Source organism: Nitrosomonas communis (assembly GCF_900114745.1).
Taxonomy (GTDB): domain Bacteria; phylum Pseudomonadota; class Gammaproteobacteria; order Burkholderiales; family Nitrosomonadaceae; genus Nitrosomonas; species Nitrosomonas communis_A.
Window position 1 is genome coordinate 13,290 of record NZ_FOUB01000001.1, and the last position, 20,564, is coordinate 33,853.

Here is a 20,564-nt window from a genome sequence, read left to right on the forward strand (position 1 = left end):
ATTCCCGGTTGAGGATGTTCCCTTTTCTCTAATAAGAGTTAATTTCAATCAGGTAAAAATGTTATTGCTGCAAAAGATGATTTTTTCTTGCTACTATTTTCCTGCTTAAAGTAATTCTATTTCTAAATCAAACCTGATTTTGCCGGCTTCTTCTTGCCGTATTATTTATATTGTCTGTGGCTCGCCTTCGCTTCATGTTTGATTAGGAAATTAAATAAGAGGGTTTTCATGGTGCCGGCCTGCGTGCTTCGCGGAACCAGATGCGATATTGCTCCATTTTTGCGCGCTGTGCCGCGGGTGCCTGGCGGCGACAGGTGGAATACTCTTCTGTTCCTGGCTGTGCGCCCCAACGTATTTCAGGGCAATCGTTGGGATTATAAGCCATTTCATAGGCTGGCTTCCGTGCTAACACCTTAGCTATGGAAAGCTCCCATGGGCTACCGTCAGTGCGGGTATAGCGAATGCTGTGTTCATGGATGCGCCTTGCGTGGTATTGCTCGATTTCGGCCTTGGCTTCTTCGGGGCTCTGGTCTTTCAGCACGAATAATTCTGGGTAGCGCACGATCTTCTCAGGCAAGCCGTTTAGCACATTGATGGCAATGATCATGCGCATATCACGGGACGGAGTGGAGTAATCTTCCCACGGGCCGATAGTCTGGAAAATTGCCGTGCCGCTAGGCATGAGGATGATGCTGCCGGAATATTTGCGAAAATAGGTTTCACCATTGTCCACTGAAGTCACGCGCGTTTCGATTTGTTCTATCAAGGCATCCAGCATGGCTTCGTAAGCTTGCTTGGGTTCAAGACCTGCAGGACTGATGAGCTTCGCTACCTTGGCATAGAAATTGTCTGCAGAGAGTTGACCTTGTTCCAAGGAGAAAGGGGTGAAATCGGGGTGGTCGATCAATTCGTCATTGGAGAATAGCCGTAACCCCCCTGAGGGCGTTGGCCCCAAAGGGCGAAAAGCTTTAAAGCCAGGTCCGGCGCTTTCATTATTCGTGAACAGCATGGTACCCTCCCAGACCCGTTTGCGCGCAACCGAGTTGTCTGGCTGGGCATCGACGGCCATTAAAATGCCAGGGTGCCCTTCTATTTGCGGAACCCATTCAACCAGCACCAGCACATGACCGTAGGAATCGGCATAAACTGTGCCCGGCCAGAGCGTCTCCCGGCTGACAGGGATGGGATACAGATCCGTCGACTCGTTCTCCAATCCTGTCCGCAATGAGCCTGAATGGACTGTATTCACCAACTGCCTACTGATTTTTCTGAAACCGGCCTGTGAGCTGATGCCGTGGGTAAATTCGGTTATGATGGTAGCCGCACCACATTGTGGTGGCGCTTTGGCTGAGCCACGCCCACAAGCGCGGAAGGAGATTGGCAAACCAATTTTCCAGGCAAAATAAGCCCGCAAGGTGTAGGGTAGATCGGCACAATCGGGGGTAAGTGGCAAGTTATGATCTTCATTGAGGCTAAGATAATTGTGCAGGAAGTTGCGTTCATCGTTGCGCAACACGGGTTCCAAAGAAGGGAAATGAAGGTTTTCCTCAGGTGGCGCGCCAAACAACCCTTCGATCCAGGCAGAATAAAAAGCTTCCGTAGCAAGATTCCATGTTTTGGCTCTTTCCTCTTTTTTCTGAGCTCCTGACTCGCCAATGAGGAGTGAATGGCAAGCGATTAGCTTTCCATTTCGGCCCGCCTCTACTCGATAATGACCTTCGTTGACACCTGCCAATTCAGCGACAAGACTCCAAGGTGGGCCACCTCGACGGTGTGAGCGAAGCGGTATACGCTGACCTTGATTGTCAATCAGCGCGAGTTCCGACACGAGACCATCCGTGGACACAGCCATGATCTTAATCTGTTTATCGACTTTAGGATTAAGAGGAGAGATCCAGATATGCGTCTCGCCGATTTGTTGACATGAATTATCCTCAGCTTGCACCACAGAAATGCTGCCTAATGTGAGCAAGCACACGCAGAAAAAGCGAGCAAGCTTGATTGAAAATTTCAATACATAGCCTCGACGACACTTTACTGAACAGCGCTTATTAACTAATCGGTATATACGAATATTGCTTAATTTCAAAGTGATGAAAAGGGAGTCTTGCCGTTCTCCCAAAATTGATTTTGGAAGGTTTAATATTTTCACGCATCTACTCCGAGGTCGACCAGGTCCGTAAATAAATTGAATTGCTGATGTTTTTCTTTTTTATTCCATTTCTAATCAAAACTGACTTTGTCGGCTTCACCTTGCCGTATTATTTATACTGTCTGCGGCTTGCCTTCGTGTCATTTTTGATTTAGAAATGGAATTAGATCTAATGAGCATGGAGATTGACGATACAAGAAAATTCAGTTCAGCGCCTCGAATTCTGGAATACAGAGAGCAGAATACCTGATTAAGACACAAGATACCAATCACAAGACTGTTTATAAAATAAATAAAAATGTTTAAGGGTAAACTATCAAGGCCTCTTGCTGAAATCAGTCCAAGCGATCAGATCAGGGTTTGCTGAGTATGGAGTTTATGATATGAGTGGCACTACCAAACGGGCGGAGGTAGCAAGGAAAACGGCCAAAAAGTTTGGTTTTTAATGGGAAAGGCATTTTATATTCGAAGCTCTTGACGATAAACTTATGAAGACTTTCCTGGCGAGCATTGGTGCCGGAGGCATGTTCGAGCTCAGACCCTCCATACTTTTTTCAAGCAGACAAGAATGATATATTGGCAAAACTGAAACAGGAGTAATTTGAGCTGGCTGAGCGGCTTCGCGCAGTGGGCCATTTAGCACGCATCATTTTTGATTAATAACATCAATTTGATCTCAAATTTAGGTTTGAAATATACCTGCTGAAATTGATACCAAAGTGCGAAATGGCTTGGCCGTACCATGCTTACTCAGTAATAAAAGAATAAGCTCTCATTAACCATTATTTCCGGGATTTTATTTCCTTCACATTTGTCTGATTTTTTATTGGACGATTAACTGCTTTGATGATCAAAGCAGCAACCTCTCTGGATAATAAGCAATTATGGGTTTTATTCCAATTTCAAATCAAAAATGACGCGAAGGCGAGCCGCAGACAGTATCAATAATACGGCAAGGTGAAGCCGACAAAGTCAGTTTTTATTTAGAAATGGAATTAGCGTCTGATATAGGTAAGATCTAATAAAAAAAGGCTCTAAATAAAAACACGCAGTATGCGTGTGCAAAAAATTTCAATCAGCGCCCAAGCTAATGGGCTAATGGCAGGCGGTAATAAATTGGGCAAAAGATAGGTATTTTAGCCAGCTAATTGCAAACATGATCACGAGTAGAGGGGCTGCGGGCCCCATGCGCCAATTGACAGATAATAGGAAGGATGTATGCCTAGTGAAGAGGATGCTTTTTGGTACAAAGATGCCATCATTTATCAATTACATGTGCGCGCTTTCAGTGATAGTAATGGCGATGGCATTGGTGATTTCGCCGGATTGACTTCCAAGCTGGATTACTTGAAGGAACTGGGGGTCAATACGCTGTGGTTGCTGCCATTTTATCCCTCTCCCCTGCGCGATGATGGTTACGATATTTCGGACTACCGCGGTATTCATCCCAATTACGGTACATTGGCTGACTTTCGTACTTTCCTGCAAGAAGCGCACAAACGCGATCTCAGAGTCATTATCGAATTGGTTATCAATCATACTTCTGATCAGCATCCCTGGTTCCAGGCAGCGCGCGTAGCCCAACCCGGTTCTGCCAAGCGTAATTATTATGTTTGGAGCGACACCCCCAAAAAATACGAAAGAACACGTATCATTTTCACCGATACAGAAAAATCAAACTGGGCATGGGATGAAGTGGCAAAAGCCTATTATTGGCATCGTTTCTTTTCACATCAGCCGGATCTCAATTTTGATAATCCGCGTGTAGCCAAAGCAGTACTGCGTGCTATGCGCTTTTGGTTCGATTTGGGAGTGGATGGTATGCGGCTGGACGCCATACCCTATCTGTGTGAGCGCGATGGCACCATTAATGAAAATCTTCCTGAAACTCACGCCATCATCAAATATTTACGTGCTGAGCTGGACCAGCACTATGCTAATCGCATCTTCCTTGCAGAGGCTAATCAATGGCCGGAAGATGTGCGTGAATATTTTGGCGATGGAGATGAATGTCACATGGCTTTTCATTTTCCCTTGATGCCACGTATTTTCATGTCAGTAGCCCAGGAAGATCGCCACCCTATCATCGAAATACTGGGACAAACACCCGAAATACCAGAGAATTGCCAATGGGCAGTATTTCTGCGTAACCACGATGAATTGACTCTGGAAATGGTCACCGACCGTGAACGTGATTATATGTACCTCACTTATGCTTCCGATCCGCTCGCGCGGCTTAATTTAGGTATCCGGCGGCGCTTGGCACCGCTGATGGAAAGTAGCCGCCATAAGATCGAACTGTTATATAGCCTGCTAATGTCCCTGCCGGGCTCCCCGATTATCTATTATGGTGATGAAATCGGCATGGGCGATAATATTTATCTGGGCGATCGTAATGGAGTGCGTACTCCGATGCAATGGAGCCCCGATCGCAATGCAGGATTTTCCCGCGCCGACCCGCAGCGACTTTATCTACCACCCATCATGGATCCGCTTTATGGTTATGAAGCAATCAACGTGGAAGCGCAAAGCCGCAATACCTATTCGTTACTCAACTGGATGAGACATTTAATTGCCACGCGTAAATCAGTCAAATCCTTTGGCCGTGGCATTATTAAATTTTTACATCCGGGTAATCGCAAGATACTTGCCTACCTGCGCGAATATCAAGACGAAAGTATTTTATGTGTGGCTAATCTTGCCAATAGCGCTCAGCCAGTAGAACTGAATCTCGCGGCGTACAAGGGTCGTGTGCCAGTAGAGTTAATGGGGCGTACTGCTTTTCCTGCCATTGGTGAACTGCCTTATTTATTGAGCTTACCCAGTTACAGTTTTTATTGGTTCCGTTTGTCCGGCAATGTAGAAGCGCCTGTCTGGCACGTTGATAAGTTACCTCGTGAATTACTGCCAGTACTGGTTTTGCCTGAAGGGTTGTTGAGTGCGTTGATGCTAAAGCCTGAAGGAAAAGTAAGTGATGTGCTTGCCCGCAAAACGCGCGCTCAATTGGAAACACAAGTGTTACCACCATTTCTTGCTGCTCAGCGCTGGTTCACCGGACCGGGGCAACCGATTACTCAACTGGAATTACACTTGAATCAAGTCTGGAAAGTCAGTGATGGTAAAGAATGGTTACCACTTTTAATCAAGCTGCAATTCGATGGAGATAGATCACAGACCTATTTTCTTCCGCTGGGTCTACTGCTCGGAAAAGCTGCGGATCAGCAATACCACGACTTGTCACCCTGGATGCTCGCCAAGGCCAGACAACATGCGCAAGAGGGTATGCTATACGATGCTCTAGGTGAAGATATTTTTTGCCGCTTCTTGCTGGATGCTATCATGGCAGAGATGCACCTGCCTTTTGCCTCGGGTGAGATGGTTTGTTCCAGAACATCAGCTTTTCCGGAATTGCCTGAAAGCATTGATGTGATTCATCTGGCAGAGGAACAGAGCAATACTTCCATCATTTATGGCGATCAAGCCATACTCAAGGTTTATCGGCGTGTACAAGAAGGTATCAACCCAGAGCTGGAAATGGGGCAATTTCTGACCGAAATTTCGCCATGCGCAAGCGTAGCACCGCTGGCAGGCAGCCTAAAATATCAAAGTGGAGATTCCGTTACTGCTATTGCAGTACTGCACCGCTATGTGACGAACCGGGGTACCTTTGGGAACCACACGCAAGACTATTTAGGCCGCTACTTTAAATTATGTGTAGATGAACCTGACCGCGCCCAAGAACCTGATGTGCATGCAGTCCAAATGGTACAAATAAACATCATTGGTCAGCGCACAGCTGAATTACATCAGGCACTGGCGAAGACTACAGGCAATGCTGCATTCGATCCAGAGCGCCAGACTGCTAGTGAAATTGCGGCGCTGGTAGCCCAGTTACAGGAGAATTTTATCTCCGTTTTCAACAAACTGGAACAAGCATTAGTGCAGCTATCTGAGCAGTCATACAGGATTTGTGAGCGCTTGCTCAGCTTGCGCTCGCAAATGCTTAACCGTATTGTATATTCACTGTCTGATGAATTTGCTTTGCACAAAATCCGCATACATGGGAATTATCACCTTGATCAGGTTTTAATCAGCCATAATGATTTTATTATTATCGATTTCGAGGGTGATCCTAACCAGCCTTTAGAAATACGACGCGCCAAGCAATCACCACTCAAGGATGTTGTTGGCATATGCTATTCGATTAAAGTTAAGGCGCGCCTGGCGTTGAAGCGGCATCGTGCGGAACGCGAGAATCATCGGGATTTGTTGGAAAGCTATGCACGTCAGTGGGAACGTCTTGCCATTAATGCATTCATGTCTGGGTACCAGTCATCCATTGCCGGCTGCTGCGCTTACCCGACCGATCTGGTTGAAGCGCAAAAACTACTCGAATTGTTCCTGCTGGAAAAAATTCTGGATGAACTGAGTTTGGCTCTAGATGAACGGTCCAGCGGGTTGGAATCTGTCATGTTGCTTTTGCTCGACTTAATTGAACAAACAGCACTATTTGCTGGGGAGAATAAGTATGCCTAATCAGAAAATACTTGCGATGGTGATGGCCGGTGGTGAAGGTAAACGCCTTTATCCGCTTACCTGCGAACGTTCCAAACCTTCGGTTCCTTTTGGAGGGCGCTACCGTATTGTTGATTTTGTTTTGTCTAACTTGGTGAATTCCCATATTTTTGCGATCTATTTGCTTGTACAGTACAAATCGCAGTCGCTAATTGAGCACATCCGCCGTTCTTGGGGGTTAGCACCTATTTTCCCGGAGCAGTTCGTTACTGTGGTGCCGCCACAAATGCGCGAAGGGCCAGAGTGGTTTCAGGGGACAGCAGATGCGGTGTATCAGAACCTTAACCTGATTCGACAGCATGCGCCGGAGCTTGTGGCAGTATTTGGAGCTGATCACATTTACCGCATGGATGTGCAGCAGATGGCAAAGTTTCACCTGGAAAATAATGCTGATGTAACCGTAGCAGCGCTGCCAGTGCATATCACGCAAGCCAGTTCTTTTGGCGTAATTGAGTGTTGTGAGGATGGACGTATTCATCAGTTCCATGAAAAGCCAAAACATCCCCCTACCATGCCGAGAAACCCTGCCCGCGCTTATGCTTCTATGGGTAATTACCTGTTCAGTACTGAGGTATTGTATGCCGCATTGGAGGAAGGCAAACGTCGTGGCGAAAAGGATTTCGGTAAACACCTGTTGCCGCGCTTGTGCCAGAGTCATCGTGTATTTGCTTATAATTTCGCCGATAATCGCATACCTGGCGTACGCGATTACGAGGAGCAGTCCTATTGGAGAGATGTCGGCACAATTGATGCCTATTTTCTTGCCCATCAGGATTTGCTGGGACTTGAGCCAAAATTCAATCTGTTTAATCCGCAGTGGCGGGTTGCTTCCAGTGAATATCAAGGGCCTACAGCAAAGTTCATGCGTGCCGAAATCGAGAACAGCATCATCGATGATGGCAGCTTTATAAAGGGCGCGAAGATTCGCAATTCGATCATACGCCGTGAGGTATTAATAGAAGAGGGGGCTGAGATCGATGAGTGCATCATCATGGATTATGCCATTATACGCCGCGGATCACGCATTAAACGAGCCATTATAGATCGTTATAATCTGATTGGAGCAGATAGTCGAATCGGCTATGATCGACAAGAAGATGCGAAGTATTTCACCGTTACTGACTCAGGAATTGTGGTCGTGCCGAAAGGAAAGTACGACCGCTCTATCGGCCGTTACCTGTAAGGTGAAAACGTGAAACGACGACACTGCATGCCTTTCGGTGCTGAAATTACGCGAGAAGGTAAGGTACGGTTTCGCCTATGGGCACCAGCAGCGCGTCAGATCATGCTGTTTATTGATGATAGAGTCCCGGTGTCTTTGCAAGCACAAGGAAATGGATGGCATGAGTGGATAAGCGAGCATGCGCATGCGGGCAGTCGTTATTGTTATCAAATTGATAATGGATTGCGTGTACCCGATCCCGCGTCACGCTATAACCCTGATGATGTACATGGAGCAAGCCAGGTAATTGATCCTGCTGCTTTCGAGTGGCAAGATGAGATGTGGTCCGGTCGACCTTGGCAAGAGGCCGTGATTTATGAAATTCATGTCGGTACCTTCACGCCACAGGGTACTTTTGCTGCGCTCGAGCAAAAACTCGACTATCTGGCGGATCTGGGCGTGACCGCTATCGAATTGATGCCTGTTGCTGATTTTCCTGGTCAACGCAATTGGGGTTATGACGGCACCTTACTGTTCGCACCGGACAAGGTATATGGTACGCCCGACGATCTCAAACGTCTGATCCAGAGCGCTCATCGCCGCCACTTGATGGTACTGCTCGATGTCGTTTACAACCATTTCGGGCCGGAAGGCAATTACTTACATGTGTATGCGCCCCAATTTTTCACCGAACGGCATCATACGCCTTGGGGGGCCGCCATTAACTATGATAGTGAAGGCTGTCGTATTGTGCGCGATTTCTACATTCACAATGCGCTTTATTGGTTGGAAGAATATCATTTTGATGGTCTGCGCCTTGATGCAGTACACACGATGTTAGATGACAGTCAACCCGATATTCTGGAAGAGCTAGCACAGACGGTACGCACAACATTCGGTGCGAAACGTCATATCCATCTCATTTTGGAAAATGATCATAATGCCGCTCATTACCTTACACGTAGACCGAATGGACAAGCCATCCACTACGATGCGCAGTGGAATGACGATGTGCATCATGCCTGCCATGTGCTATTGACTCATGAGTACGATGGTTATTATGCAGATTATGCGGACGCACCTATCCATCATTTGGGCCGCTGCCTGACAGAAGGTTTTGCTTATCAAGGTGAAATTTCTGCGTATCGTCATGGTGAATCACGGGGTGAGCCCAGTGCACATCTGCCCCCCTCGGCCTTTGTTACCTTTCTACAAAATCATGATCAGATTGGCAATCGTGCGTTCGGTGAACGCCTTACTACACTGGCTGCGCCTGAAGCATTACGTGCTGCTACGATCCTATTCCTGTTGTCACCTTCGGTACCCTTGTTGTTCATGGGGGAGGAATGGGGTGCACGAGAATCTTTTCTCTTTTTTTGTGGGTTCAGCGGCGAACTGGCTCAAGCAGTGACCATTGGACGGCGCAAGGAATTTACCCGCTTTGAACGCTTCCACGATCTGGTTGCGTGTGAAGCGATCCCCGATCCGTGCGCAGCATCTACCTTTGAGCGGGCAAAACTGAATTGGCAGGCACAGCATCATCCACTGCACCGTGAATGGCTTACCTTATATCAAGATCTGCTGACTTTGCGGCAACGCGTCATTGTTCCGCGCTTATGTCTCTTGCGTGGAGGTGGGTTTGAGGTGTTGACGTCACACGCGCTGCATGCCAGTTGGCAGCTTGGCGATGAGACGGGGATAGTAGTTTATGCCAATTTGGGAGCAACCCCTGCTAGTTTGACTGCCTCGCCACAAGGCAAATTATTTTACGGTAGCAAGGCAGATCTTGATTGCCAGCTGTCGTCTGGCATTCTGCCTGCATTCACCGTAGGCTGGTATTTAAAGGAGGGCTATAGGGAAGATTATGGATGAACTTGAAAAAGAATCTGAATTACTGGCCCATTTAAGCGAGCTAGCGGGAATCTTGCCAGCCTATACCGATAATTGGCAGAAACGCCATATCACTTCTCCTGCAACTCAGCGTATGTTGCTGACTGCCATGGGGTTCGATGTCTCCACGCCGGAAAAAATTATTGCAGCTATTGAAGAGCGTGAATTACGTCCTTGGCGGCGCGCACTTGAACCCGTATCGGTGGTACGAGACCAACCGCCGTGGGTGCGTTTGGTCGTGCAAGATACCTGTGCTGGAGTAGAGTGGGGGTGGCGCCTGGAGCGCGAGGATGGTCGTAATCAGCAGGGTCAGTTCCGCCCCCAAGCGCTAGCAAAAATTGAAACCAAAAATATTGAAGGGATTGCCCATACTGCCTGGCGGTTAGTGTTACCTGAACATCTTCCTCCAGGTTATCACCGCTTGAGACTATTATGCGCAGAGAAGCAATTGGGAGAACAATTACTGATTGTGCCTCCTGCTACGTGTTATCAGCCTGAGGCAGTTGCCAATTCTGGCCGCATCTGGGGGCCAGCGGTACAATTGTACACAGTACGATCCGAGCGTAACTGGGGAATGGGTGACTTTACGGATCTACGGTTACTGCTGGAGCAATGGGCCGCACAAGGTGCGGATGTGATCGGCATTAATCCGCTGCACGCCTTGTTTCCACATAATCCAGAACATGCCAGTCCATACAGCCCTTCAAGTCGTTTATTTCTCAATATTCTTTATCTTGATGTAGAGGCTATTGTTGATTTTCACGAATGCGATGCAGCGCGCGCCATACTTCGTACTCCTGAGTTTCAGATACGGCTGGAAGGATTACGGGCAAGCGATATAGTCGATTACACAGGTGTCGCTGCGCTCAAGCTTCCCATGCTGGAAATGTTGTATCACTATTTCTGTGAGCAGCATTTAGCGAAAGGTAGTGAGCGTGCCACCGCGTTTCGAGCCTTCCAAGCGCGTGAGGGAGATAGACTATACCGCCATACCCTGTTCGAGGCATTGCAAGAGTATTTCCATAACCAAGATCCCACTATATGGGGTTGGCCTGTATGGCCGGAACCCTATCGCCATGCTGAATCGGCAGAGGTGCGTGAATTTGAAAGTCAAAATCGGGAGCGCATCGAGTTTTTCACCTATCTCCAGTGGCAAGCTGATTTACAACTTGGTGCCGTAGGATGGCGCTCGCTCGAATTGGAACTTGGAGTAGGTCTCTATCTTGATCTTGCGATCTCCGTGGACAATGGTGGAGCAGAAGCTTGGTCCAATCAAGCACTTTATGCCATTGGTGTAGGGGTTGGCGCGCCACCGGAACTCCACAATCAACTCGGCCAGAACTGGGGGCTGCCGCCCTTTGTGCCAGACCGCTTGCGTGAGGCAGCTTATGCGCCTTTCATTGCGACGTTGCGGCATAACATGCGGCATGCAGGCGCTTTGCGCCTCGATCATGTCATGGGATTAATGCGCCAATACTGGGTACCTGCTGGGGTTCCCCCTACCGAAGGTGCGTATGTGCGGTATCCTTTCGCCGATTTGCTCGGCATCCTGGCGCTGGAAAGTCAGCGTAACCAATGTTTAGTAGTCGGTGAAGATCTGGGAACTGTTCCGGAAGAAGTGCGTACTGCCTTATCCCCTATGAATGTTCTCTCCTACCGATTGCTGCTACTGGAAAAAGAAGCTGATGGTAATTTCGTGGCACCCATGAATTATCCCGCGCAAGCACTTGCCGCGGTTTCCACGCATGATTTACCCACCCTGCCGGGCTTTTGGCAAGGACGGGATATCATCCAACGCACGCAATTGCAATTGTTCAGTTCCGATGAGGCTCGTCGCAGTCAAGTGATTGCGCGCGCCCAGGAACGTGCTTATCTTTTACTGATGCTGGAAGAAGCTGGATTATTACCGGAAGACGCGACGGTTAATTCATTGTCATTATCTATTGCGACACCGGAATTTATCCAGGCAGTCTATACCTATCTAGCCCAAAGTCCAGCCAGGATAATGATGATACAGCTCGAAGATATCCTGGAAGTACTGGATCAAATCAATATTCCTTCTACTACCACTCAGCATCCCAATTGGCGACGTAAATTACCTCTTCAACTCGAAGCCTGGGGGGCTGACCGCAGAGTGCTCGCGCTGGCTGCAGCAATGCGGCAGGAACGTCCTCATATCCGTTCTGCACCTATGCCGAAACGGCGCTTACGTATCCCACTTGCTACTTACCGCCTTCAGCTCAACCGGAATTTCACTTTTTCCCAAGCGGCGCAACTGGTGCCCTATCTAGCGATGCTTGGCATCAGTCATGTCTATTGTTCTCCCTATCTGAAAGCACGTCCCGGCAGTAGCCATGGCTACGATATCGTGGATCACAACGCATTGAATCCGGAAATTGGTACAAAGGAAGAATTTGAAGCTTTTTGTGCTGCATTGCATACGCATGGCATGGGGCAAATCCTGGATCTGGTGCCCAATCACATGGGAATAATGGGGTCAGACAACCAATGGTGGCTGGATGTGCTGGAAAGTGGTCCGGCCTCGTTCTACGCTCCTTTTTTTGATATCGACTGGCAACCCCTCAAAGAAGAACTACGCGGTAAGGTGCTATTGCCTATTCTGGGACGTTCATATGGCGATACATTAGAAAGTGGTGAAATAAAACTCAGCTTTGACGAGGAATGTGGTAGCTTCAGCGTGTGGTATTACCAGCACCGCCTGCCCATCGCTCCGCGTGAATATCCCCGGCTGTTGCGGCATCGCTTGTCCTTGCTGGAAGCGCAATTGCGGCCAGATAGCCCGGATTTGCAGGAAATCGCCAGCCTGATTACGGCTTTCGACAATTTACCATCGCAGGAGGTCACTACATCCGATAAGATCCTGGAACGACACCGCGACCAGGAGTTGTTCAAACGTCGCCTGGCAGCATTGGTCAGCGTCTCCACGCCCATCAAGCAAATGGTACTGGATACGGTCAACGACTACAATGGTAATTTGGGCGATTTTGAATCATTTACTCTCTTGCATGGATTGCTTGAAGCACAGCCATGGCGTATTGCCAACTGGCGTGTTGCTTCCGATGAAATCAACTATCGCCGTTTTTTTGACATTAATGATCTCGCTGGCTTACGTATGGAAGACAGTTATGTTTTTGATGCAACTCATCAGTTAGCGCTGGAATTAATTGCCGAGGGCAAAGTGGATGGCTTGCGCATTGATCATCCAGATGGATTATATGATCCACTGCAGTATTTTCAGCGACTGCAGGACCACGTCGCTGTGCGGTCCTTACCGATGGAAGGAGAAAAAGCCATCTACATCGTGGTAGAAAAAATTCTGGCTGATCATGAATCATTGCGTGAAGACTGGGCTATCCATGGTACTACCGGCTATGACTTTTGCAATCTGGTCAACAGGCTGTTCATCGATCTTCGAGCTAAAACAATGCTGGAACGCGCTTATCGTCTGTTTACTCATACATGGCCTAACTTCGAAGAACTTGTCTACCGCAGCAAGCACAAGATCATGACACATGCCATGGCCAGTGAATTGAACGTCATGGCTGGACAATTGAGCCGTATTTGTGAATTGCGCCCACATACACGTGATTTTACTACTAACAGCTTGCGCAACGCGCTTGCTGAAGTGATTGCCCGACTTCCGGTCTATCGCACGTATGTGCGCGACGGGCAGGCTACAATGTTGGACCGACGCTATGTGGAATGGGCGGTGGCGCAAGCGAAGAAATTCACACAGGTGCTGGATACCAGTATCTTTGATTTTCTCAGCTCTGTTCTCCTGCTGGATGCAGCGACTGACAAAGACCCATCTTATGTCGCTGCCATTACTGCATTTGCCATGAAGTTTCAGCAGCTTTCCAGCCCAGTGATGGCCAAAGGATATGAAGATACTGCGTTCTATCTGTACCATCGCCTGATTTCGCTCAATGAGGTAGGCGGTGATCCACGTATTTTCGGCTTTTCGGTCAAGGCCTTTCATGCTGAGAATGCCAAAAGGCTGGAACGCTGGCCTTATTCTATGCTCACTACTTCCACCCATGACAACAAACGCAGCGAAGATGTGCGTGCCCGCATCAATGTATTATCAGAAATACCTAGTCAATGGCTGGAGCAAGTGCGGCGATGGCAGCATCTCAATAAAAGCAAAAAGCTGCTGGTCGATCGTGAGGAAATCCCGAGTGCTAATGATGAATACTTGCTTTACCAAACATTAGTTGGTATCTGGCCATTTGGAGAGCTGACTGAAGCTGAGCATGAAACTTTGCTGGCGCGCATTGAGGCTTATATGCTCAAGGCAGTGCGTGAAGCAAAACAACATACTAGTTGGATCAATCCCAATATACCTTATGAAGAGGGTCTATTAGCTTTTATTAGGAAAGTAATGGATCTGTCTAAAAAAAATACCTTTCTGGCTGATTTTCTTCCTTTCCAGCAGCGTGTGACTTACTGGGGGATGTTTAATTCGCTCTCGCAGACCCTGCTCAAATTGACTTCACCAGGGGTGCCAGACATTTATCAGGGTAATGAGCTCTGGGATTTTAGCCTGGTGGATCCAGACAATCGCCGTCCTGTGGACTATGTCCAGCGTCAACATCTGCTAAAGGAACTGGAAGAAACCTATATGACTGTTCCCCAAGATGCGCTAGCAAAGCAAGTTCGAAAGTTGCTTGATCACATGTCGGATGGGCGTGCCAAGTTGTTTTTAACCTGGCGATTGCTGCATAGCCGCAAGCAATGGCCACACGTTTTCCAGAATGGTGCATATGTACCCCTCACGACAGCAGGGTCGCGCAAGGATCATCTGTGCGCTTTTGCTCGTCATGCAGATGACATTATGCTGATAGTGGTTGCCCCGCGCTGGTTTTCTCGACTCATGCCTACAGCATCTGAACAGGTCCCTCTGAGCAATACCATGTGGAGTGCAACAACAATTGAAGTGCCCATTCTTACCGCAGGAGCGCAGGGTGTGAATGTATTGACAGGTGAAATCGTGACAGTGGCTCAAACAAATGACCTACCCGAGCTATTTGCTTCCGCGTTATTCACATCATTTCCGGTGGCGCTATTACAATTTCGGCCTCCAGAAGATTGAATTCAGAAATGAAGCTATCGTAAATACTTCCCAATTTTACACCATCTGTCTCGTAAAGCTTCCGCTAATTTTGCGATTTCCTTGGCTGATATTGCTGGATTCTTTATTTATATCAATTTCTTTGAATTTTACGACAAACCCATTAAGTGCAAGCAAACCTCATTTTCTCTTGACATATTAATACGACCGGTCATATTATAAATACATGCCTAAAGTGACGAAAAAAGAGCTCAAGCGAGAAAACTTGTTGAATCAGGGGGTAGCCATGCTCATGGGGCATGGCTATCATGGCACGGGGTTACAGGAAATCCTTGATGCGGCAAATATTCCTAAAGGTTCTTTTTATAATTACTTTGGCAGTAAAGAAAATTTTGGTGCGGAAGTCATTCAGCACTATGTTGAGCCCTTTATTGCGCAATTAGCGGCACATTTACAACAATCCGAGATTGACGCGTTGAGCGCGATACAGCATTATTTTGATGAACTCATCATAGAACTTGAAAAAAATGAGTTTAAAGGCGGCTGTCTACTGGGTAATTTGATGGGGGAAATAGGCGATACCAGTGAAATTTGCCGGAAATCTCTTCAGTCTGCCGTTGGACGTTATCGGGATTTATTGCAATCTGGACTGGCTAAAGCGCAGCAGCAGGGCACGGTAAGATCAGACAAATCGGCTGAAGAGATGGCGGATTTACTTATAAATACTTGGCAGGGAGCTTTACTGAGGATGAAAATAGAAAAATCATCTGCTCCAGTTAAGCAATGCTGCAAAGATCTGTTGGAAGGTTTTTTCAAACCTTAAATTTTTTGTGACAAAATAAGACGACCGGTCATATATTAAAAATTTATTTTATAGGGGATAAAAAATGCCGAAGTATATTATCGAACGTGACATTTCTGGCGCTGGCGCTCTTACGCCACAGGAACTTCAGGCTATTTCTCAGAAATCCTGCAGCATTCTGAACAAGATGGGCCCACAAATTCAATGGCTGGAAAGCTACGTAACGGACGATAAAGTCTATTGCATCTACATCGCGCCCGACGAAGCGACCATCAGGGCGCATGCTGATCAGGGTGAGTTTCCCGCGAACCGTATTTCTCGAATCAAAGCCGTGATTGATCCGACCACTGCCGAGAATTAATTCCAAAGAGCACAGAAAACTTATTAAGGAGGAGATCATGTTCATGCAACGCCATGCCATCAATCTAATAATAATGGGTCTGACCTTAGCTGCTGTCGGTGTCTCTGGTGCATTCGCAGAGGCTGGCGAAGCGGTTTCGGCCAAAAATCGTGCAGCTGCCATAAAATCTAACGCGGGCCACAAGCATGATGTGCAATCCGGCATAATGGCTAAGTTAGGTCCGGATGATCAGTGTGCGCCAAACTTGCTGAATCTGGGTTCTCACACATTTCCGGTCAGTACCCGCAACAAATTAGCGCAACAGTACATTGACCAGGGACTTAATCTTGCCTATGGATTCAACCATGCGGAAGCACATCGCGCCTTCCAGGAAGCGGCGCGGCTCGATCCCGCGCTCGCCATGGCTTATTGGGGCCAGGCACTGGTGCTGGGTCCCAATATCAATGCGCCGATGAATCCAAAGGATGAAGCACCGGCGCTGGAACTCATCCAGAAGGCTGTAGCAAGCAAGGCAGCAGCATCAGTGCGGGAGCAGGCGCTTATCAATGCGCTTGAAAAACGTTATACAGGAAAGCCTGAGCAACGGGCGGCAAATGACAAAGCCTATGCGGATGCGATGCGGGAGGTACATCAGCGTTTTCCGGACGATGATGATATTGCAACGCTTTATATCGAATCAATGATGAATATCCATCCTTGGGATTATTGGATGCGTGATGGTTATGCACAAAAAAGGACGACTGAAATCGTCGCGCTCACTGAGGAAGTAATATGGCGCAATCCGCAGCATCCGGGCGCGTTGCATATGTATATCCACCTCGTCGAGCCGACGAGTACGCCGGAACGGGCAGAAAAGGCGGCCGACACGCTGCTGACGCTGATACCTACCGCGGGACACATGATACATATGCCTTCGCATATCTATCTACGCGTGGGCCGCTATGCCGACGCGATGAAAAGCAATCAACTGGCCATCGCTGCGGATGAGAGTTACATCACGCAGAGCCACGCGCAGGGAATTTATCCGATGGTCTATTATCCACATAACATCCATTTCCTGTCGTTTGCTGCAACGATGGATGGGCAAAGCAGGATCGCGATCGAATCGGCCCGGGAAGCAGCCAGCAGAATAGACGATACCATACTAAAAGATTTGACACTGACCGCACTATTCCGTATGCAGCCATACTGGGCACTGGCAAGATTCGGACGCTGGCAGGAGATTCTTGCCGAGCCTGCGCCGCCACCCACTAGCGCATTTTTGAAAGGAACCTGGCATTATGTACGCGGTCTCGCATTTGTCGCCACAGGGCAATTGCAACAAGCCGGGCAAGAACTGGAAACGCTGCGTGAGACTATGCATGATCCATCACTGGATGGCTCGCTGCTATCGAAGAATACTCCACGAACCGTCTTACGCGCGGCACCCGAAGTGCTCGCCGGTGAAATCGCGGCTGCGCGAGGTCAATTCGATCAGGCCATCACGCACCTTGAACGAGCGGTACGCTTTGAAGATGCCCTGGTGTATACGGAGCCATTGGAATTTCATTTTCCGCCGCGGCTAGCTCTGGGGGCTATTCTGCTGGAGTCAGGGCGTCCGGACGAAGCGGAAACAGTGTATTGGGATGACCTGAAGAAAAATCGTAACAATGGCTGGGCGCTTTACGGATTGATGCAGGCACTGCGCGCACAGAAGAAAGACGATCAGGCAGTGTTGATTGAAGCGCGTTTCAAGAAGGCTTGGGCACGTGCCGATGTGGAGCTCAGCGCATCCCGCTTCGGACGTCAGGCAGTAACGAAGTAAAATCTATGCACATTTCCAATCCGTTTACCGTGTAGCGTCTGCTTTTGGGGTAGCTAATTAATTTTGCCTTCATCAGATCTGACCAGATCATCTCTAAATTAGTTATTCCAACAAAACGCTTTCTCAACCGCAAAGCTGCGAATTAAGCATGTTGCTAACCACTAGCCAATTGAAACCGATTCCAAAACGGGTGCACAAAAGCGCCCGAAGGCGTTTCGGTTAAGCAACCGTTCAGCGGGGTAATTCCATTTATAAATCAAACCTGAATTTGTCAGCTTCACCTTGCCGTATTATTGATACTGTCTGCGGCTCGCCTTCGCGTCATGTCTGATTTAGAAATGGAATAAGCTATAACGAAGCCGCTGGCAGTTTTCTTAATGAAAGAGTTAACCGTCATGTTTGAGTACCTCTGCTACCCGGACTTGAAGAACAGGAATAAGTTCCTGCTCGAACCACGGATTGCGCTTGAGCCACAGATTGTTGCGTGGACTTGGATGAGGCAGGGGAACAATATAAGGCCAGTTTTTTCGCCATGCGCGAACGGTCTCGGTTAACGATGTACCTGTATGCGGAAGGTGATAGGCCTGTGCATATTGTCCTAATACCAGCGTCAGTTTGAGGTTTTTCAAGTGTGACAGCAATGCTGCTCGCCACTTTAGCGCACATTCGGGCCGGGGAGGCAAATCGCCTGATTTACCTGTGCCAGGAAAGCAGAAGCCCATAGGCAGGATGGCTACCTGCTTGGCATCATAAAATATCTCGCGCGAGATACCCAACCAAGCGCGTAATCTATCACCGCTTGGATCATTGAACGGGATACCCGTTTCATAAACTCTCCTGCCTGGCGCTTGGCTTGCCATCAGAATGCGGGCCGACTCATGTATTTGGAAAATCGGACGTGGACCGAGTGGCAAGTGCTCGGCGCAAAGAGTACAGGCATGCGCTTCATTAATTAGCGACGTAAGGGAAGTCATGCAATGTGAGCTAGGAATAATGGAGTTATCACCATTTTTTCTATTATTATTCCATTTTTAAATCAAAAGTCACTTTGTCGGCTTCACTCTGCCGTATTATTTTTGTACTATCTGCGGCTCGCCTTCGCGTCATGTTTGATTTAAAAGTGAATAATGATTTATACCATATGCCCATGAAAATATTTTCATCAAATAGAGTCTAATCATTAGAATCTAATTCTGTGCAGGAATTCATAATGAAGAAAAAGCAGATATTGAGCATGGTTGTTTTACTGTTGATACTGCCGTTATTATCCGGTTGCTGGACTTTGGTCGCGGCGGGCGCGGGTGCTTACGGGGGATATAAAATGAAAGAGAATGGTTATACTTTACAAAATCCGATTACTAAAGAGAAGAGTAAGAAATCGAGTCAGTAAGATTTGAGGTCTTGTCACTGTCAAGTAGATCGCAATTAGATTAGGTTGGCGCATTCATGAAACAGCGCAGTTCTATCATCCTCGACGGCATAAGAAATTTTCACCCGGCTTATTTTGCCATGGTGATGGCGACTGGTATCGTGTCGATTGCATTTGAAGCGATGGCTTTTACTGGCATTGCGAGCACACTGTTTGCACTGAATCTGGTTTTTTATCTGGTTTTGTGCACCATTCTGACCATACGCATAGCGTTTTTTCTGCCAGATGTGATGGCAGACCTCAGGGTTTTACGGCGTGCCGTGCCTTTTTTGACGTTTGTGGTGGGCACCAATACCATCGGTATGCAACTTGTTACTTTTCATCAAGCGACAGAATTAGCCATTTTATTATGGTTTGTCGCATTGATTGGTTGGGTTGTATGCCTCTATTTCATTCTTCTCGGTTTTATCCTTATGCAGGGAAAACCCCTACATGAAATCGTAAATGGCGCTACCTTACTGATTGTCGTCAGCACAGTATCGATATCCCTGCTAGGCGTCCGTCTTCTGGAGGCAACAGGTAGCCATGCGGGCTATGCTTATTTTATAGCAGGGAGTTTCTGGGCACTGGCTTTTGTCTTTTATTTGATGATTGTAACGTTGTTAATTTACCGGCTGTTTTTCCAACGGTTTCAACCTGCCGAATGGGATGCCCCTTACTGGATTTGCATGGGAGCAACGGCCATCATTACTCTGGGAGGCGCCGAGTTTGTCTTGCGCATGCCAGGCTTATTAGCTTGGCATGGCATCTGGTTGGCTACCTTGTGGATAACGGTGTTTGCCTGGATGATTGGAACGATGTGGATTCCTTATCTCTTGGTCATGGATATCCTGAAATTCACTCGTGTGAACATCGCAGATTCAGCACCGCTATGGTTAAAAACTTTTCCATGGGTCAGACTCGCATTTGGCAGGCAATCTCATGCTTACGATCCTCCTTGCTGGAGCAGAGTTTTCCCCATGGGGATGTATACGGCCAGCACCCTTTCTCTGGCAAAAGTAACAAGCTTTGGCTCTTTGGCGATGATCTCGCAATACTGGGGCTGGTTTGCATTGCTAATCTGGTCGCTGACATTGATAGGCATGCTACGCACTGTTTTCGCTGTAATTAACCTTGTGGCAATTCCTCCACGCTGAGATATGCATCTAATTCCATTTCTAAATCAAAACTGATTTTGTCGGCTTCACCTTGCCGTATTATTTATACTGTCTGCGGCTCGCCTTAGCGTCATTTTTGATTTGGAAATGGAATTAGGTTTGTTGGGCAGCATCGGTAGTGTAGGGTGCAATAAGCGAAA

The 20,564-nt window shown here is 47.8% G+C and carries 11 protein-coding genes; 9 read left to right on the top strand and 2 right to left on the bottom strand.

The annotated features are described in order from the left end of the window. Positions 1-226: 226 nt before the first annotated feature. A complete protein-coding gene (locus tag BM122_RS00065) occupies positions 227-2,014 on the bottom strand; it encodes a hypothetical protein (RefSeq protein WP_256211807.1) in 1,788 nt (595 codons plus the stop codon). 1,356 nt (positions 2,015-3,370) lie between these two features. On the opposite strand from BM122_RS00065, the gene treS reads away from it, so the two are divergent. From treS to BM122_RS00100, 7 genes are all read left to right on the top strand, one after another. Next, the gene (treS, locus tag BM122_RS00070; RefSeq protein ID WP_074902489.1) at positions 3,371-6,688 is read left to right on the top strand and encodes a maltose alpha-D-glucosyltransferase; all 3,318 of its coding nucleotides are present in this window, start codon (positions 3,371-3,373) and stop codon (positions 6,686-6,688) included. Continuing rightward, the gene (gene glgC, locus BM122_RS00075; protein ID WP_074902491.1) at positions 6,681-7,910 is read left to right on the top strand and encodes a glucose-1-phosphate adenylyltransferase; all 1,230 of its coding nucleotides are present in this window, start codon (positions 6,681-6,683) and stop codon (positions 7,908-7,910) included. Before treS ends, glgC begins: the two co-directional genes overlap by 8 nt. Before the next feature lie 9 nt (positions 7,911-7,919). Then, complete coding sequence (gene treZ, locus BM122_RS00080; RefSeq protein WP_256211808.1) at positions 7,920-9,761, top strand: malto-oligosyltrehalose trehalohydrolase; 1,842 nt, start codon at positions 7,920-7,922, stop codon at positions 9,759-9,761. After that, complete coding sequence (locus tag BM122_RS00085; protein WP_074902498.1) at positions 9,754-14,892, top strand: malto-oligosyltrehalose synthase; 5,139 nt, start codon at positions 9,754-9,756, stop codon at positions 14,890-14,892. Before treZ ends, BM122_RS00085 begins: the two co-directional genes overlap by 8 nt. A gap of 205 nt (positions 14,893-15,097) precedes the next feature. Continuing rightward, a complete protein-coding gene (locus tag BM122_RS00090; RefSeq protein ID WP_074902502.1) occupies positions 15,098-15,694 on the top strand; it encodes a TetR/AcrR family transcriptional regulator in 597 nt (198 codons plus the stop codon). A 64-nt stretch (positions 15,695-15,758) separates the two neighbouring features. After that, positions 15,759-16,034 (top strand): DUF4242 domain-containing protein, encoded by a 276-nt coding sequence (locus BM122_RS00095; protein ID WP_074902506.1) that lies wholly within the window; start codon positions 15,759-15,761, stop codon positions 16,032-16,034. A gap of 43 nt (positions 16,035-16,077) precedes the next feature. Further along, a complete protein-coding gene (locus BM122_RS00100; RefSeq protein WP_074902818.1) occupies positions 16,078-17,838 on the top strand; it encodes a tetratricopeptide repeat protein in 1,761 nt (586 codons plus the stop codon). Positions 17,839-18,224: 386 nt separating this feature from the next. Here the strand turns inward: BM122_RS00100 and BM122_RS00105 are convergent, their stop codons facing one another. Next, the gene (locus tag BM122_RS00105; protein WP_074902508.1) at positions 18,225-18,812 is read right to left on the bottom strand and encodes a uracil-DNA glycosylase family protein; all 588 of its coding nucleotides are present in this window, start codon (positions 18,810-18,812) and stop codon (positions 18,225-18,227) included. A gap of 236 nt (positions 18,813-19,048) precedes the next feature. On the opposite strand from BM122_RS00105, the gene BM122_RS00110 reads away from it, so the two are divergent. Next, positions 19,049-19,228, top strand: coding sequence for a hypothetical protein (locus BM122_RS00110; protein ID WP_074902511.1), 180 nt, complete (start codon positions 19,049-19,051; stop codon positions 19,226-19,228). Positions 19,229-19,284: 56 nt separating this feature from the next. After that, positions 19,285-20,403 (top strand): tellurite resistance/C4-dicarboxylate transporter family protein, encoded by a 1,119-nt coding sequence (locus BM122_RS00115; protein WP_074902514.1) that lies wholly within the window; start codon positions 19,285-19,287, stop codon positions 20,401-20,403. Positions 20,404-20,564: the final 161 nt, after the last annotated feature.